Origin of the sequence: Pseudomonas sp. Eqa60 (assembly GCF_018326405.1) — a bacterium.
Taxonomy (GTDB): Bacteria; Pseudomonadota; Gammaproteobacteria; order Pseudomonadales; family Pseudomonadaceae; genus Aquipseudomonas; species Aquipseudomonas protegens.
Window position 1 is genome coordinate 3,785,764 of sequence record NZ_AP024342.1, and the last position, 17,369, is coordinate 3,803,132.

Here is a 17,369-nt window from a genome sequence, read left to right on the forward strand (position 1 = left end):
CAGCACCACCTGCTTTCCCCTCGGAACACCAGGCATGAAAAAGCCGCACCCGAGGGTGCGGCTGAGTACTCATGCAACGGGATCAGTGGGCGAACAGCGAGTTGCCCTTCTGCCCCGCCAGCTTCTCCGGCTTGATCAGGAACCGCGCCAGGGCCGGCAGCAGCCACAGGGCACCGAACATGTTCCACAGCAGCATGAAGGTCAGCATCAGGCCCATGTCGGCCTGGAACTTGATGGCTGAGAAGATCCAGGTGCACACGCCGATGGCCAGGCACAGGCCGGTGAACAGCACGGCCTTGCCGGTGGAGCGCAGGGTCTGGTAGTAGGCCTCCTGCAGCGGCAGGCCGGCCCGCAGGAAGCTCTCCAGGCGGCTGTAGATATAGATGCCGTAGTCCACGCCGATGCCCACCCCCAGCGCCACCACCGGCAGGGTCGCCACCTTGACCCCGATGCCCATGAAGGCCATCAGCGCGTTGCCCAGCACCGACGTCAGCACCAGTGGCAGGACGATGCACAGGGTCGCCGCCCAGGAGCGGAAGGTGATCATGCACATGCCGGCCACGCAGATGTAGACCAGGATCAGGATGGTCAGCTCGGACTCCTTGATCACCTCGTTGGTCGCGGCCTCGATCCCGGCGTTGCCGGCAGCGAGAATGAACTCCAGGCCGTCCTTGTTGTGCTGCGTGGCGAACTCCTGCACCGCATGCACCGCGCGATCCAGGGTCGCGGCCTTGTGGTCGTTGAGGAACACCAGCACTGGCGCCAGGGAGCAGTTGTTGTTGTACAGGCCGTCGGCCCGGGCAATGGAGTTGTTCAGTACGTCAGGGTTGCGCGACAGGGTTTCCCACTTCAGGTTGCCCTCGTTCATGCCCTTGATCATCTGCTTGGAGACGGTCACCAGGGAAATCGCCGACTGCACGCCCTCGGTGTTCTGCATCTTCCACATCAACTCGTCGATGGGCGCCATGGCCTCATAGCGCGAGCAGCCTTCGGCCGCGGTCTTGACCATCACCACCAGCACGTCGGAACTGGTGGAGTAGTTGCTGATGATGAAGTTGTTGTCCTTGTTGTAGCGCGAATCGGGACGCAACTCCGGGGCGCCCTGGTCGAGGTCGCCGATCTTCAGGTTCTGGCTGTACCAGAGGCCGCCGGCAAAGGCCACCAGGGCCAGGGCGATGGAAATCGGCGCGACTTTGGGGCTGGCGAAGTTAGACAGCAGGCGCCAGAACGGATGCTCGCGGGAAGCGTCCTTCTTGCTGCGCTCGATGGCGCGCTTGCTGATGCCGACGTAGGAAATCGCCACCGGCAGCAGGATCAGGTTGGTGAACACGATCACCGCCACACCGATGGAGGCACCGATGGCCAGCTCGCGGATCACCCCGATATCGATGATCAGCAAGGTGATGAAGCCCACGGCGTCGGCGAGGATCGCGATCATCCCCGGCAGGAACAGCTGGCGGAAGGTGCGCCGCGCCGCGGTCAGGGCATTGTCGGCATCACTGGACTGCAAGGCGATGCCGTTGATCTTCTGCACCCCGTGGGAAATGCCGATGGCGAAGATCAGGAACGGCACCAGCATCGAATACGGGTCCAGGCCGAAGCCGAAGGCGTGCATCAGGCCCAGTTGCCAGACCACCGCCACCAGGGTGGTGATCAACACCGCGATGGTGCTGCGGATGCACCAGGTGAACCAGTACAGCAGCACCAGGGTGATGATGAAGGCCACGCCGAAGAACATCACCACCATGATCAGGCCGTCGATCAGGTCGCCGACCTTCTTGGCGAAGCCGACGATGTGGATCTTCACATTGGGGTTCTGCGCCTCGAACTTGTCGCGGATCTTCTCTTCCAGCTGGTGGGAGAATTTCTGATAGTCCAGGGCCAGCAGCTTACCCTGGTCCTGCGGGTCCGGGTAGGACTCCAGCAGCGGGATATCGACGATGCTGGACTTGAAGTCGTTGGCCACCAGGCGCCCGACCTGGCCGGACTTGAGCACGTTGTTGCGCAACTGTTCGAGGCTGTCGGCCGAACCGTTGTAGCTCTGGGGAATCACCTCGCCGCCGGCGAAGCCCTCTTCGGTCACTTCGGTCCAGCGCACGCTGGGGCTCCACAGCGACTTGAGCCCGGAGCGATCGACGCCGGAGATGTAGAACACCTCGTCGTTGATCTGCCGCAGGGTTTCCATGTAGTCCTTGGTGAAGATGTCGCCGTCGCGGGCCTCCACCGAGATGCGCACGGTGTTGCCCAGGTTCGCCAGGTCGTTGCGGTGCTCCATCATCCGCTCGATGAACGGGTGCTTGAGCGGGATCATCTTCTCGAAGCTGGTGGACGGCCGGATCAGGGTCGCCTGCCAGAACAGGAAAGCGCTGACCAGCAAGCAGATGAAGATCACTGCCGGGCGGTTATTGAAAATCAGGCGCTCAAGAAAGTTCGCCTTGTCCTGGTGATGACTGCTCATGGAATTCCCCACCTTCTTATTATGTGCCCGGCTTATTGGCCGAGTTCAGCGCCCGTTGCTGCAGAAACCCGTACACCGCCCTGCCCGGCCAGGATCAGGTCGCCGTTGCCGGCAGCGGTGACCGCCGACAGCGAGATGCGGTCCGCACGGTTGAATACGCTGAAGGTCTGGCCGTGGTCGGTGCTGCGGATCACGCTGCCGCCGTTGCCGACGATCACCAGCGAGCCATCGTCCAGCAGGGTCGCCCCCGACAGGCCGAACTCCAGGGCGCCACGGGCGGCGTTCAACTCCACCTGTTCCCAGGTGCTGCCAAAATCCGTGGAGCGGTAGAGATTGCCGCGCAGGCCATAGACCAGCAGAGTGGCCGGCTGGCCGGTGCCGATCACGCCGAACAACGAGCCTTCATAGGGGCCTTCGAGGCGCTCCCAGGTCTGCCCGTCATCGGCGGAGCGGAACATGCTGCCCTGCTCGCCGACAATGAACAGCCCGGAATCCTTGACCTGGGCAATGGCGTTGAGGTGGAACTGGTCCTCGTTGTCCAGACGGTCGCTGACGTCCTCCCAATGCTGGCCACCATCGCTGGTTTCCAGCAGGGCCCCGTAGGCGCCCACGGCGTAGCCGGTCTGGGTGTCCTTGAACCATACATCGAGCAAGGGTGCCTCGCGCTTGAGGTCCTGGAACTGCCGGGTCCAGGTGGCACCGCCGTCACTGCTGGCCAGGACCTGGGCATCGTGGCCCACCGCCCAGCCGCGCTTATCATCGACGAAGTACACCGCCGTCAGCAGTTGCCGGGTCGGCACCTTGGCCTGGACCCAGGTCTGGCCCTGGTCGTCGGAATAGAGAATGTGCCCGCGATCGCCCACCGCCACCAGGCGCTTGCCGGCGTGGACCACATCGAGCATCAGGCTTTTCGCCGCCTTGGGCGATTCGATGGAATAGACAGAATCCGCTGCAGTGGCAGCGGCCAGGACTGGCGTCGACAGCGTCACGACGCCCAACAGCGAGAGCGCTGTAGCCAACAGTGCGAACGTGCGCAGCGCCGGCGGGCGGCCAACAACCACACCCATGACAGGCTCACTCATAGACCATTCCCCCATTATTATTGTCAGGTCATTCAACCTCTCAGGGCGCCTTGAGGGGGCTGCGCAGGCCTGGGCGATCATGACGATCGTCCTGGAAACTGCAATCTAGAGCCCCTTCGGCTGCGGGCTATCCTATCGGGCTTTGGAAAGGTCTGACAATCGACGCCACGTTATCTTTTGTTAACCATCAGCCCCTGCCGAAACCCTGCATGATCGGCCATTCGCAAGACTGATGGATGTGTCTAGGCCGCGTCTGCGCGACAGTGGGACAAAGCCTGATCCAGGACAGGGGCCGACACTCCCCGGCCGGGGCTATGATGAGCCGGACAGACTTCAGGACAGAGCCATGATTGCCATACGCGAGGCGTGGAAAGCCGGATTGCTGGGACGTGCACACTGGGGCCGCAACCTGGTGTCCGGGGTGATTGTCGCAGTGGTGGCGCTGCCCCTGGCCATGGCCTTCGCCATCGCCTCCGGGGTCAAGCCCGAACAGGGTATCTACACCGCCATCGTCGGCGGCCTGCTGGTGTCGCTGTTCGGCGGCAGCCGGGTGCAGATCGCCGGGCCCACCGGGGCCTTTATCGTGATCCTTGCCGGGGTCACCGCCCAATACGGGGTCGGCGGCCTGCAACTGGCGACCCTGATGGCCGGGTTGATCCTGTTCCTGCTGGGCATCAGCCGCCTGGGCGCCCTGATCAAGTTCATCCCGGACCCGGTGATCCTGGGCTTCACCGCCGGTATCGGGGTAATCATCTGGGTCAGCCAGTGGAAGGATTTCTTCGGCCTGCCCGCGGTCAGCGGCGAGCACTTTCATCAGAAACTCTGGCACCTGCTGCAAGCCCTGCCCCAACTGCACCTGACCACCACCCTGCTGGCCCTGCTGAGCCTGGCGCTGCTGCTATGGGTGCCGCGCATCCCCCAGCTCAAGCGTTTGCCGGCCCCCCTGCTGGCCATGACCCTGGCCACGGCCTTGCAGTCGCTGTTCCAGTTCCAGGGCGTGGCCACCATTGGCAGTGCCTTCGGTGGCATTCCCCAGGGCTTGCCGGCGTTGCAGTTTCCAGAGGTCAGCCTGCCGCAGGTCCTGGACCTGATCGGCCCGGCCTTCGCCATCGCCATGCTCGGGGCCATCGAATCGCTGCTGTCGGCGGTGGTGGCCGATGGCATGGCTGGCACCCGCCATGACTCCAACCAGGAACTGATGGGCCAGGGCATCGCCAACCTGGTCACCCCGCTGTTCGGCGGTTTCGCCGCCACCGGCGCCATTGCCCGTACCGCCACCAATATCCGCAACGGCGGCAGCAGCCCGCTGGCGGGTATCGTCCATGCCCTGGTGCTGCTGCTGATCATCCTGTTCCTGGCGCCGCTGGCAGCGAACATTCCGCTGTGCGCCCTGGCGGCGATCCTGTTCGTGGTGGCCTACAACATGAGCGAGCTGCACCACTTCAAGCGCATGCTGCAACGGGCCCCCCGGGCCGATGTGGCGATCCTGCTGTGCACCTTTGTGCTGACCGTGTTCAGCGACCTGGTGATCGCGGTGAACATCGGCGTGGTCCTGGCCATGCTGCATTTTCTGCGGCGCATGGCCTCCTCGGTGGAGGTGCAACAAGTGGTGGAACAGGATCTGCAGCAGGAACTGCACCACAGTGGCCAGCAGCACCTGCCACCGGGCGTGCTGATCTACACCATCGAAGGGCCGTTGTTCTTTGGCGCCGCGGAGACCTTCGAACGGGCCCTGGCCCAGACCCACAGCGACCCGCAGGTGCTGATCATCCGCCTCAAGCATGTGCCGTTCATGGACATCACCGGGCTGCAGACCCTGGAAGAAGTGATAGGCCAGCTGCACAAGCGCGCGATTGTGGTGAAGCTGTGCGAAGCCAACCTCAAGGTGCACGGCAAGCTGGAGCGGGTCGGCATCCTGCACGCCATCGGCGCGCAGAACTATCACCGCGACTTGAGCGAAGCGCTACAGAGCCAAATCCCCCCTGCCTCCCCACCACCACCGCTCGCGTAGGAGCTGGCTTGCCAGCGAAGGGATGCCGAGGGCGGTACAAGGCTTGAGGGCCTCTTCGCCGGCAAGCCGGCTCCTACAGAGGGGGTATGCGGTGGTTTGGGTCCGTAGGAGCTGGCTTGCCAGCGAAGGCGATGCCGGGGGCGATACAAGCCTCAGGCCAGGCTTTTGCTCACCACCTCGAACACATCGCTGGACAGCTCGCCGGAGGCGCGGATGCGCTCCAGTTCGCCTTTCATCAGTGCCTGGCGGGCACTGTCGTATTTGCGCCAGCGGGTCAGCGGCGCCAGTTGCCGCGAGGCAATCTGCGGGTTGAAGCCGTTGAGCTGGATCACCAGGTCCGCCAGGAAGCGATAGCCCGAACCATCGGCGGCGTGGAAGTTGATCAGGTTCTGCCCGGCAAACGCCCCCACCAGCGCCCGCACCTTGTTCGGGTTCTTGATGTTGAACGCCGGGTGCTGCATCAGTGCCTTGACCCGCTCCAGGCCACCGGGCAACGGGCTGCCGGCCTGCACGCTGAACCATTGGTCCATGACCAGGGCGTTGTCCTTGAAGTTCTCGGCGAATACTTCTAGGGCCTTGGCCTTCTCGGCCTCGAACGGCGAGTTGACCAGCACTGCCAGGGCGGTCAGGCGCTCGGTCATGTTGTCGGCGCTGTCGAACTGTTCGATGGCCGCAGCCAGTACCTCGGGCTTGTGGGTCAGCATCAGGTACGACAGGGCGATGTTCTGCAGCGCGCGACGGGCAAAATGCTCGGACTCGGCCACGTAGGCGGTGGCCTTGGACACCTGCCGATTGGCCTGATAGCGCTTCCACAGGGCATCGAACAGACTGTCAGCCAGTTGCTGACGGGCAAACTCGCGAGCCGCGTGGATCGCCTCGACATCCGCCACTTCGCTGATCTCGGTGAGGTAGGCCTCGCCCGGCAGGGACAGCATTTCGGCGACCATGGCCTGATCCAGGCTGTCATCGGCGAGCACAGTGCCCAGGGCAGCCACCAGACGTTCGTCCATCACCAGCGCCCGGCCCTGTTGGTGCTGGGCGATCAGTTCCTGCAACACCTGCACCGACAATTGCTGGCCGGCGTCCCAGCGGTTGAAACCGTCGCTGTCGTGCTGCATGAGGAACATCAGCTGGTCACGGTTGTAGGGGAAGCTCAGCTTCACCGGAGCCGAGAAACCCCGCAGCAGCGAGGGCAGCGGATGTTCGGCGATGTCGACGAAGGTAAAGGTCTGCTCGGCCTCGGTCACCGACAACACGCGGGACGAGCCCTGGGCGGCGGCTTCACCCGCCAGGCGCAAGGCCATGTCGGCACCGGTGCTATCGAGCAGGCCCAGGGCCACCGGAATCACGAACGGCAGTTTCTCGACCTTGTCCGGGGTTTGCGGGCAGCTCTGGCGGAAGGTCAGGCTGTAGGTTTTCGCCGCTGCGTCGTAGGACTCGCTGACCGCCAGCCGCGGCGTACCGGCCTGGCTGTACCAGCGCTTGAACTGGGTCAGATCGACGCCGTTGGCGTCTTCCATGGCCTTGACGAAGTCGTCGCAGGTCACGGCCTGGCCGTCATGGCGTTCGAAGTACAGGTCGCTGCCCTTACGGAAGCCTTCGGCACCGAGCAAGGTGTGGATCATGCCGACAACTTCCGAACCCTTTTCGTACACGGTCAGGGTGTAGAAGTTGGAGATCTCGATAAAGCTTTCCGGACGCACGGCGTGGGCCATGGGGCCGGCGTCTTCGGCGAACTGGTGGGTCCGCAGGTACGCCACGTCCTGGATGCGCTTGACCGTGGCCGAGTTCATGTCCGCGGAGAAACCGGCGTCGCGGAACACTGTGAAACCTTCCTTGAGCGACAGCTGGAACCAGTCGCGGCAGGTCACCCGGTTGCCCGACCAGTTATGGAAGTATTCGTGGGCAACGATGGCCTCGACCCGCTGGTGCGCGGCGTCGGTGGCGGTTTCGGCACGGGCCAGCACGGCGCTGGAGTTGAAGATATTCAGGCCCTTGTTTTCCATGGCGCCCATGTTGAAGTCGTTGACCGCGACGATCATGAAGATGTCCAGGTCGTACTCGCGGCCATAGGTCTCTTCGTCCCAGCGCATGGACTTCTTGAGGCTGTTCATCGCGTGCTGGCACTTGTCGATGTTTTCCGGCTCGACATAGATGCGCAGCGCCACGTCGCGACCGCTCTGGGTGCGGAAGCTGTCTTCCACGCACCACAGGTCTCCGGCCACCAGGGCGAACAGGTAGGCCGGTTTCATGAACGGGTCTTCCCAGGTCGCCCAGTGCCGGCCGTCTTCTCCCGGGCCGCTGGCGATCGGGTTGCCGTTGGACAGCAGCACCGGGTAGCTGTGCTGCTCGGCCACCACGGTGGTGGTGAACTTGCTCATCACGTCCGGGCGGTCGAGGTAATAGGTGATCTTGCGAAAGCCCTCGGCCTCGCACTGGGTGCAGAACATGCCACTGGACTTGTACAGGCCTTCCAGGGCGGTGTTGCTTTCCGGGTGGATGCGCACGCTGGTGTCCAGGGTGAAACTGGCGCTGGTCGGGTGCAGGGTCAGGTGGCTGTCGTCCAGCTGGTAGTCGCTGGCACTCAGGGCCTGATCGGACAGGCTCACCGACAGCAGCTCCAGCTGTTGGCCGTCCAGCACCAGGGGCGGCAGGCCGGCGCCTCGGGCCGGGTTGCGACGCATCACCAGCTGCGCATGGACCAGGCTGTGGTCCTCGAACAACTCGAAGGTCAGGTGGGTCTCGTCGATCAGGTACTCGGGGGCCTGATAGTCCTTCAGGTAGATCATCTTCGGTTGGTCGGTGCGCATGGCGAATTCCTTCTACTGATGCACGGCGAGCTGGTACGCCGTGTATTTGCGAATGTTGATCACGCCGGTGTCGAAGATCAGGTACTGGCCCTTGATCCCCAGCAACGTGCCTTCGGCGATCGGATTCTTGTCCAGGTTGAAGCTGACGATCTTGGTCGGGTACTCCACGACCGGATAGCGGATTTCCAGAGGCTCGATATCGGTCACCGGCTGGATCGCCTGCAGGCCAAAACGCTCCTGCAGGGCCAACAGGCCCTCGGCGCAGGCGGCGAACAGCTGCTCGCGCACTGCCACCAGGTCCACCGCCTGGGCATCACCCTTGAGCAAGGCGCGCCAGTTGGTCTTGTCGGCCACCTGGGAACGGAACAGGTCTTCGACGAAGCCCGATTGCTGGCGGGTCGCCACGCGCATGATCGGCAGCGCCTGGCTGGCCCCCTGGTCGAGCCAGCGGGTCGGCAGTTGGGTGGCGCGGGTGATGCCGACCTTGATCCCCGACGAGTTGGCCAGGTAGACCACGTGGTCGGTCATGCAGAACTGCTCGCCCCATGACGGATCGCGGCAAGTACCGGCGTCGTAGTGGCAGCGTTCCGGGCTCATGATGCAGATATCGCACTGGGCCAGCTTGGTCATGCACGGGTAGCAGTAGCCCTGGCTGAAGCTGGTCTTGGTCTTGCGCCCGCAATGGCTGCAATGGATCGCACCCAGGTATTCCAGGCGCAGCGTGGTGCCGATCAAGGGGTTGACCGGTACCTCGCTGTCGCCCAGGCGAAAAGCGTATTCAACGTTCGACCCGTCAAGGCGCGCCGACATTTTACTGATGGAGCCGCGGCCAATCTCGATCAATGGATGGCATCCGACTTGAACAGGATGTTCGGCACCGGCGCCGACTTCGAGGCGCATTCCTGCGGGCCCATGTAGCCGGTACGTTGATCCTCGGGCAGATTTTGCATTTCCCAGGCGATCATCGCCTGCAGGGACAGTTCACGCTGTTCGGCGGTGAGCTTGCGGCCATCGGACCATTTGCCGATCTCTACCGCCAGTTTCAGGCTCTGGTAGATCTCGGGGGTGATGTTTTCGATCATTTCAACAAAGGACGACATACAAGACTCCAGCGTTTAAAGGGCCCGTCGGCGGCTATACAAGCCGCCCAACAGGCCGGTGAGGCATCCGATAAGCAACCCGCCAACATGGGCGGCGTTGGCGATTTCACCGAAACCGATCATCGAGACCAGACCGGACAGGCACAGCAGCAGCCACACCAACATCATCACCAGCACGCCCCGGGGCAGGCGGTAGACGGGGTTGGGGGCCAGCAATTGGTAGATCCAGCAATGCCCGAGCAGGCCGTAGAGCACCCCGGACAGGCCGCCGAACAGGGTCGGCCCGCTGAAGTAGTACTGCGCGTAATTCGACACCAGGCTGAACAGCAGGGTCAGGCCCAGCAGGTTGATGCCGCCCTGGCGCATTTCGATGCGCCGCCCCAGCTCCCAGTACCACATGCCGTTCATGGCGATATGCAGGAAGCCGTAGTGGATCAGCATCGGCGTCACCAGGCGCCACCACTGCCCCGCTGCCAGGCTGTCGGCCAGGGAGCTGAACTGGATGTAGTCGCCAACCACGCGGAACTCGAGGAAGGTGAACCAGCTCAGGGTCTGCAGGTTGTCGCCGAGCAAGGTGATACCGCATACCGCCAGGCTCAAGAGCAGGACCAGCGCGGTGACCGGGCTGCTGCGCAGTTGCTGGACGAAGCCGGCGCGCGCCGGGGCACTGGCCTGGGGAATGTCCAGTTGCTGATCGGGGTCGCCCTGGGGAAAGCGCTGGTACAGGCCACGCACGTCCTCGCTGATGGATTCCGGCACCCAGAGCACCTGCTCCCCCGCCTCCTCGCTGACCCGGTGAGGCACCTGCATGCGTTGCAGCAGCTTGACGAAGCCGCTCAGGTCCGTCGCCAGGGGCAGGCGCAATACCGCTACCGCACTCATCGCACTACCTCGGGCCGTTCAACGTCGACCCAGACAAATTTATTCGGATCCAGGCGGGTTTCCTGGTCCAGCCGATACGCGGCGAGCTTGCCGTAGAGCACCGCGCTGTAGTCCAGGCACGCCAGGTTGGGACGGATCGGCGCCGGCTTGCCGCTGCGCCAGTAGTGCCCGACGAACAGCATCGGCTCCTCGGCGCCATATCGCAGCAGGCTGTTCTTCTCGGCCGGGGACAACGGCGTGCGGGCCACAGGCTCGGGCAAGGCATCGGGCTGGAACACGATGTCGCCGTAGGTCTGCGGGTCGTCTTCCCAGAACTTGGTACGGAAGAAGGCGCGGGTCAGGCCGTCGCCGCTGGTCATGGTCAGGCCATGGGGCAGGCGCATGTCGGTGCCCCGCAGCAGGCGGTCGAAGGCGGTACAGGCAAAGCTGTCGGGAACGGCCGCGGACTGCAGGAACTCGCGGTCGATGCAGCCGTTGGGGTACTGCTGGCGCAGCGGCGCGATCAGGCCCGCATCCCAGCAGGCGTGCACCACGCGAAAGCGCCCGGCGTCGACGAACAGCGGCAACTCATAGAACCACTGCAGGAAATCGTGCCAGTCACCCGGGTGCTGTTCGAACTGGGTCAGGGTCTCGTGGATCAGCCGGGCATGGCGCGGGGTGTGCTCGCGCACGAACTGCTTGCCGCTGCCTTCGGCCGCCGGAGTGCTCCAGCCCAGGGCATTGAACTCGTGGTTGCCCATGATGCACAGGGCCTGACCGGCCTCGACCATGTCGTGGACGATGTGCAGGGACTCACGGATACGCGGGCCGCGGTCGATGATATCGCCGAGGAACACCGCCATGCGCGACGGGTGCCGCCAGACGCCGGCCTGCTTGTGATAACCGAGCCGCTCCAGCAAGTGCTCCAGGGTCAGGGCGCAACCGTGCACGTCACCGATCAGGTCGTAGCTACGCGCGGGATCGAGCATCAGTCGCCTCCACCGCCCAGCCGGCTGCCCCAGCCGAGTTTGGTCCGGCAGACCTCGTAGTAGTTGTGGTCCAGCGGGTGGATCAGGCGCAGTTTTTGCGCCTTCTTGCTGACCGTGATGGTGTCGCCCGGGGCACAGGTGAAATGGTTCTGCCCGTCACAGGAAACTTGCGGATAGATCTGCATATCTTTGGACACGACGATTTTCAGCTCGCTGTTGCCATCGACCACGATCGGTCTTCCCGACAAGGTATGGGGGTACATCGGCACAATCACAATGGCATCCAGCTTGGGATGCATGATCGGCCCGCCGGCGGACAGGGCGTAGGCCGTGGAACCGGTGGGCGTGGCGACGATCAGGCCGTCGGCCTTCTGGCTGCAGACGAACTGGCCGTCGATGTAGATCTCGAACTCGATCATCCGCGTCGACTTGCCCGGGTGCAGCACCACATCGTTCAGCGCATCGCCCTGGCCGATGGCCTCGGCATGGCGGCGCACCTCGGCCTGCAGCAGGAAGCGGTTCTCTACCAGGTAGTGGCCGTCCAGCACCTCGGCGACCTTGACCTCCAGCTCGTCGGGGCGGATGTCGGTGAGAAAGCCCAGGCTGCCGCGGTTGATCCCCAGCACCGGGATGTTGTGCCGCGCCAGGGCCCGGGCGGCGCCCAGCAGGCTGCCGTCGCCACCGACCACGATGACCATGTCGCAGACCTCGCCCAGCAACTTGCGCGAGGAAGTCTGCAGGCCGTGGCCGGGCAGCACTTCGGCGATGGTGTCCTCAAGGATCACGTGCAGGTGCCGCGCCAGCAGAAACTTTTTCAGTCGGCGAACTGTGTCCAGCACCTGGGAACTGCCCAGGCGACCGATAATGCCGATATTGCGAAATTGCTCCATGGGGCTCCTGCGGGGTTCGGGTACGGGCGAAACGGAGGATTATGGGCGAAACCCGGCGTTAGACAAAATCCTTTCAGCCACACGGGCTTAGCCAGCCCTGCCGCAACTGCGAGTGGCACGCATTTATCGCGATCGGCCCGGGTTTGCGTCTATGCTCGCAAGATGCTCCTGTTCCCTGATCTGCTCGGCCTTCCCCGCCAGTTGCGTCAACCTGAAGTCCGCGACCTCGCCTGGGTCATCCTCGCGCCGCCGATGCTCAGCCACACGCCCTGGCCACAGCGCCACCCGCTCGCCGGCAGCGACTGGGTCCAGGCGCCGCAACTGCTGGCCCACTGGCTGCGCTGCCAGGACCTGGACAGCCGCGCCCTGCGCCAGTGGCTGGCCGAAGGCCCGACCCGGCGCCTGGGCCTGTATTACGAACGCCTCTGGCAATTTGCCGTCCGCCACGCCCCCGGGGTCGAGCTGCTGGCGGCCAACCTGCCAATCCGCCGCGGCGGTCACACCCTGGGCGAACTGGACATGCTGCTGCGCGACCGTGACGGCGTGCACCACCTGGAACTGGCGATCAAGCTGTACCTGGGCCCCCAGGCCGGCAATGGCCAGGACAGCGCCCAATGGCTGGGCCCCGGCTGCCATGACCGCCTGGACCGCAAGCTGGCGCACCTGGATGGGCACCAACTGCCGATTTCCGCCCGGGACGAAAGCCGCGAAGCCCTGGCGGCACTGGATATCCACCAGTTCAGCGCGCACCTGTGGCTGGGGGGCTACCTGCTGTACCCCTGGCCGGGTCGCGCCGAACCGCCCCAGGGCGCCCACCCGCAACACCTGTGCGGGCGCTGGCTGCATCAGCGCGACTGGCCGGCATTTTTCGCCCAGAGCGCCCCGGGGCGCTGGCAGCCCCTGCCCCGCCACGCCTGGCTGGCGCCGGCCCACTACCCGGCCGAGCAGGCCTGGACCGCCACGCAACTGCAGCAATGGCTGGCGGAACTTGCCCCCCAGGCCCCGGCGCAGTTGCTGGTACGCCTGGAGCAAACCCCTGAAGGCGGCTGGGAAGAAGCCGAACGCCTGTTCCTGGTGGCCGATCTCTGGCCCCACGTCCCCCCGCAGCCCTCCTGACAATCTGCCGCAGGAGCGGACTTGCCGGCGAAGACGCCCCTATGCGGCAAGCCGGCGCCTACATCAGAGACAGGCGCAGCGCCAGGGCCGCCAGGGTCGCCAGCAACACCGGCAGCGTCAGCACGATGCCGACCCGGAAGTAGTACCCCCAGCCAATGTGAATACCCTTGCGCTCCAGTACATGCAGCCAGAGCAGGGTCGCCAGGCTGCCGATGGGGGTGATCTTCGGCCCCAGGTCGCTGCCGATGACGTTGGCGTAGATCATCGCTTCCTTGACCACCCCAGTGGCCTGGCTGGCATCGATGGACAAGGCGCCGATCAGCACCGTCGGCAGATTGTTCATCAGCGATGACAAGCCCGCCGTGAGCAACCCGGTGCCCAGGGCCGCGCCCCAGATCCCGCCGCCGGCAAATGCATCCAGCCAGCCGGCCAGGTACGCCGTGAGCCCGGCATTGCGCAGGCCGTACACCACCAGGTACATGCCCAGGGAAAAAATCACGATCTGCCAGGGCGCTTCCCTGAGCACCTTGCGCGTGGAGATCCGGTGCCCGCGGGCGGCAATCGCCAGCAGCAGCGCCGCGCACACCGCGGAAATAGCGCTGATGGGAATGCCCAGCGGCTCCAGGGCAAAACAGCCCAGCAGCAGGATCAGCAACACCCACCAGCCGGCCATGAAGGTCGCCCGGTCATGGATGGCGCTGGCGGGCTCGGCCAGTTGTCGGGGGTCGTAATCCAGCGGGATATCGCGGCGGAAGAACCACAGCAGCACCACCAGGGTGGCAGCCACGCTCACCAGGTTGACCGGCAGCATCACCAGCGCATAACGGTTGAAGCCAATCTTGAAGAAGTCCGCGGAGACGATGTTCACCAGGTTCGAAACCACCAGCGGCAGGCTCGCGGTGTCGGCAATGAACCCCGCGCCCATGACAAAGGCCAGGGTCGTGGCCGGTGAAAAGCGCAAGGCCAGGAGCATGGAAATGACGATGGGGGTCAGGATCAGCGCGGCGCCGTCATTGGCGAACAGCGCCGAGACCAGCGCCCCCAGCAATACCATGAAGGCAAACAGCCGCCTGCCCCGCCCTCGCCCCCAGCGCGCCACATGCAGCGCGGCCCAGGCAAAGAACCCGGCCTCGTCCAGCAGCAGGCTGATGATGATCAGCGCGACAAAGGTACCGGTGGCATTCCAGATGATCTGCCAGACCACCGGGATATCCGCCCATTGCACCACCCGAACAACAGCGCCAGGGTTGCGCCGAACACGGCGCTCCAGCCAACGCCCAGGTCCTTGGGCTGCCAGATCACCAAGGTAATGGTCAGCAGGAAAATCGATACGGCAATCAACATGAGAGAGGGTCTTGAGTATGCAGGAGCCGGCTTGCCGGCGAAGGCGCCCCACGGGACTCAAGGGCCTCTTCGCCGGCAAGCCGGCTCCTGCGACAGCAGGGAATGGTGGGGAATCAGGCCTTGCGTTGCTGCTCGACCCACTGCCCGTAGGCGTTGATGAAGCCCTGCAGGAACGGCCGGGTTGCTTCGGACAGTTTGCCGGCCTCGTCGAATGCCGAGCCAGCGCCACCCAGGTAGGCCTCGGGCTGCTGCATGCAGGGCACATTGAGGAACACCAGGGACTGGCGCAGGTGGTGGTTGGCGCCAAAACCGCCAATGGCCCCCGGAGAAACGCTGATCACCGCCCCCGGCTTGCCGCTCCAGGCACTTTTACCGTAGGGCCGCGAGCCGACGTCGATGGCATTTTTCAGCGCCGCCGGTACCGAGCGGTTGTATTCCGGGGTAACGAACAGCACCGCGTCGGCGCCGCTGATCTGTTCGCGAAAACGGGTGTAGGCCGCCGGTGGCGTGGCATCGATGTCTTCGTTGTAGAGCGGCAGGTCACCGATCTCGACGATGTCCAGCTGGAGGCTGGCAGGTGCCAGCTCGGCCAGGGCCAGGGCGACCTTGCGGTTCAGGGACTGCTTTCTCAGGCTGCCGACCAGTACTGCGACCTTGTAGACATTGCTCATGGGAGTTTCCAACCGTTGGCGTAAAGAAGGTGTTAGTTATAGATGACCCGAGGTGATGTCTGCTACCCCACCCCGATAATTCCCAAGCCATGGCCTGTTGCCAGCGAGCCCGCGATAACGAGGCTGGCACCGGTAGCGGATTATTTTTTTCCCGGGGTAAAACTTCCCCTGGGGACACCGGGTCTACACCACCGAATTTGCGTGTTTTATCTCCAGAGGCTCTAAAGAATGGCAGCAGTACTTGTCGGACAATTCCATGCAAGAGATGCCGAGGGACGGGTGTACTCAGTGCACGAATTCCAGGAATCCATGCCCCCGGAGGACGGCGCGGCCGGATCGGAGCCCGTGACCACCTACCGCCTGGCCATCGGCGACCGGGTCAAGAAACTCGATGACAACCAGTTCCTGCTGGTGCAGTCGGATGTAACCATCGTGCGCGAGCCCGAGACCTATGTAGCTCAGTGATTCTTCGCGAGCATCATCGCCAGCTGTTGTGTCGCCACACTTGGGTTAGGATTCGTTGCTTGCCCCCTCGACGGCTGGAGATGGACTTCAAGCATGCGTTTACGTCATATCGAAGTGATTCAGGCGCTCCTGCAAACCGCTCACCTGGGCACTGCCGCCGAACTGCTGCAACTTTCGGTGGCCGAGGTCGAGGCCCTGCTGCGCGACGCCGAGAGCCAATTGGGCTTCATGCTGTTCGCCAGTGTTCGCGGCCGTTTGCAGGCCACCCGTGAAGCCCGGGAGCTGCAGGGAGCCATCACCCGGGTGTATGACGCTTTCGAGCCCGTGCAGCGCCTGGCCGACAGCCTGAGGTTCCACCAGGCGCCACCGCTGCGCCTCGTCGGCACCCCGCCGCTGGTTCACCAACTGCTACCCCAGTGCATCGCCGCCCTGCGCCGGCGCTTCGCCGACACCCCTTGCAGCCTGCTCGGCCAGAGCACCCGGGACATGGTCCACAGCCTGCTGCTGCGTGACTGCGATCTGGGCCTGAGCCTGCACGATCCGCAGCACCCGGACATCCACAGCCAGGCCCTGGCCCAGGGCAAGCTGTTTCTCCTGGCGCCCCACGGCTGGCTGCAACCCAAGCAGAAATACGTCGCCCTGCAGGATCTGGCCGGCCAGGCCATGGTCGGCCTGGAGGGCCAGGACCCGCTGAGCGTGATGCTTGCCAGCAAATTGCAGAACCTGCGCCCCAGCCCGGTGATCCAGACCCGGGTGCAGACCTATCAGATGATGCGCAGCCTGGTGGAAGCTGGCGAAGGTCTGGCCATCGTCGACCCCTTCACCGCCGTCGGCGCCCGCAGCGCCGGGCTCGATGTGTGCCCGCTGTCGCCCCCCATCAGCGTCACGCTGTACGCCTTGCGGCGCCACGGCAGCGACAGCTCGCCGCTGACCACTGCCCTGCTGGAGCTGCTCACGGAACAGGCCGAGGCCCTGCTGGCAGGTTAAAGCGCCGGCCCCTCCAGCTCATTGGCGAACAGCCGGTACCAGAAGATCGCCACCTCGGCGGTCTGCGGGTCGATACCGCGGTAACGCAGGTGGTCCACGCCCCCTACCACATAGCCGCATTGCTCGTAGAGACGGCAGGCCCCCAGGTTGTTGTTCTGGGTTTCCAGCATCATCCCCGGCAGTTTTTTCCTGCGGCTCCAGAACTGCGCCACATCCAGCAGCGCCCTGGCTACCCCGTGGCGCCGGGCCGGCGCATGCACCGCCAGCTCATCGATATGGGCGTAACCGTTCCAGTTGGTGCTGACCACCACATGGCCCACCGGCTGGTCGTCCAGATAGGCCATGAAGATCTCGCTGTCCGCGGCATTGCGGTAGCTGCTGAACTCCTCCGGGTCGATGCCATAGCATTTGCGATAGGGCACGATCCGTCGCAGGGCCCAGTCCGCCACCGGCACTTCGCGTTCGGCCACGGCATAGGCGCTGACCTCGAAGCTGAAGTCGCTGCCCCAGATATAAGCGGCAAAGCCCTCATCGGCGACTCGCACCGCCAGGCCCGGATAACGGGGATTCACAACAGGTTGCATG

At 64.3% G+C, this 17,369-nt stretch carries 14 protein-coding genes and 1 pseudogene; 4 read left to right on the forward strand and 11 right to left on the reverse strand.

Features of this window, described 5'->3' with window-relative positions:
* Window positions 1-82 precede the first annotated feature (82 nt).
* Window positions 83-2,458 carry an RND family transporter gene (locus tag KI242_RS17140; protein ID WP_011061561.1) on the reverse strand — a complete coding sequence of 792 codons (2,376 nt, stop codon included), beginning with the start codon at window positions 2,456-2,458 and terminating at the stop codon, window positions 83-85.
* Window positions 2,459-2,490: 32 nt separating this feature from the next.
* On the reverse strand, window positions 2,491-3,540 hold the full coding sequence (locus tag KI242_RS17145; RefSeq protein WP_011061562.1) for a YCF48-related protein: 1,050 nt from the start codon (window positions 3,538-3,540) through the stop codon (window positions 2,491-2,493).
* A 346-nt stretch (window positions 3,541-3,886) separates the two neighbouring features.
* Here KI242_RS17145 and KI242_RS17150 point away from each other — a divergent pair, with 346 nt between their 5' ends.
* The gene (locus tag KI242_RS17150) at window positions 3,887-5,551 is read left to right on the forward strand and encodes a SulP family inorganic anion transporter (protein ID WP_077934207.1); all 1,665 of its coding nucleotides are present in this window, start codon (window positions 3,887-3,889) and stop codon (window positions 5,549-5,551) included.
* 152 nt (window positions 5,552-5,703) lie between these two features.
* Here the strand turns inward: KI242_RS17150 and pepN are convergent, their stop codons facing one another.
* From pepN to KI242_RS17180, 6 genes are read right to left on the reverse strand one after another with little or no spacing between them, the layout of a single operon-like run.
* Window positions 5,704-8,361 carry an aminopeptidase N gene (gene pepN / locus KI242_RS17155; RefSeq protein WP_015635807.1) on the reverse strand — a complete coding sequence of 886 codons (2,658 nt, stop codon included), beginning with the start codon at window positions 8,359-8,361 and terminating at the stop codon, window positions 5,704-5,706.
* A 12-nt stretch (window positions 8,362-8,373) separates the two neighbouring features.
* Window positions 8,374-9,204 carry a DUF2797 domain-containing protein gene (locus tag KI242_RS17160; protein WP_041118465.1) on the reverse strand — a complete coding sequence of 277 codons (831 nt, stop codon included), beginning with the start codon at window positions 9,202-9,204 and terminating at the stop codon, window positions 8,374-8,376.
* Window positions 9,201-9,461 (reverse strand): DUF1315 family protein, encoded by a 261-nt coding sequence (locus tag KI242_RS17165; RefSeq protein WP_011061566.1) that lies wholly within the window; start codon window positions 9,459-9,461, stop codon window positions 9,201-9,203. The genes KI242_RS17160 and KI242_RS17165 overlap by 4 nt, the downstream gene beginning before the upstream one ends.
* 15 nt (window positions 9,462-9,476) lie before the next feature.
* On the reverse strand, window positions 9,477-10,343 hold the full coding sequence (locus KI242_RS17170) for a rhomboid family intramembrane serine protease (protein ID WP_212805377.1): 867 nt from the start codon (window positions 10,341-10,343) through the stop codon (window positions 9,477-9,479).
* Window positions 10,340-11,314 carry a metallophosphoesterase gene (locus KI242_RS17175; protein ID WP_173476953.1) on the reverse strand — a complete coding sequence of 325 codons (975 nt, stop codon included), beginning with the start codon at window positions 11,312-11,314 and terminating at the stop codon, window positions 10,340-10,342. Before KI242_RS17175 ends, KI242_RS17170 begins: the two co-directional genes overlap by 4 nt.
* Window positions 11,311-12,201, reverse strand: coding sequence for an NAD(+) kinase (locus KI242_RS17180; RefSeq protein WP_007920913.1), 891 nt, complete (start codon window positions 12,199-12,201; stop codon window positions 11,311-11,313). The genes KI242_RS17175 and KI242_RS17180 overlap by 4 nt, the downstream gene beginning before the upstream one ends.
* A gap of 162 nt (window positions 12,202-12,363) precedes the next feature.
* Here KI242_RS17180 and KI242_RS17185 point away from each other — a divergent pair, with 162 nt between their 5' ends.
* Window positions 12,364-13,317, forward strand: a complete 954-nt coding sequence (locus tag KI242_RS17185) for a DUF1853 family protein (protein WP_015635810.1) — start codon at window positions 12,364-12,366, stop codon at window positions 13,315-13,317.
* Window positions 13,318-13,375: 58 nt separating this feature from the next.
* Here KI242_RS17185 and KI242_RS17190 read toward each other — a convergent pair.
* Window positions 13,376-14,661: pseudogene (locus tag KI242_RS17190) on the reverse strand (arsenic transporter).
* A gap of 113 nt (window positions 14,662-14,774) precedes the next feature.
* Window positions 14,775-15,332, reverse strand: a complete 558-nt coding sequence (locus KI242_RS17195; protein ID WP_011061571.1) for an NAD(P)H-dependent oxidoreductase — start codon at window positions 15,330-15,332, stop codon at window positions 14,775-14,777.
* Window positions 15,333-15,560: 228 nt separating this feature from the next.
* Here KI242_RS17195 and KI242_RS17200 point away from each other — a divergent pair, with 228 nt between their 5' ends.
* Window positions 15,561-15,797, forward strand: coding sequence for a hypothetical protein (locus tag KI242_RS17200; RefSeq protein WP_011061572.1), 237 nt, complete (start codon window positions 15,561-15,563; stop codon window positions 15,795-15,797).
* Window positions 15,798-15,890: 93 nt separating this feature from the next.
* On the forward strand, window positions 15,891-16,784 hold the full coding sequence (locus KI242_RS17205; RefSeq protein WP_152686238.1) for a LysR family transcriptional regulator: 894 nt from the start codon (window positions 15,891-15,893) through the stop codon (window positions 16,782-16,784).
* Here the strand turns inward: KI242_RS17205 and KI242_RS17210 are convergent.
* On the reverse strand, window positions 16,781-17,368 hold the full coding sequence (locus tag KI242_RS17210) for a GNAT family N-acetyltransferase (RefSeq protein WP_015635812.1): 588 nt from the start codon (window positions 17,366-17,368) through the stop codon (window positions 16,781-16,783). The genes KI242_RS17205 and KI242_RS17210 overlap by 4 nt on opposite strands.
* Window position 17,369 lies beyond the last annotated feature (1 nt).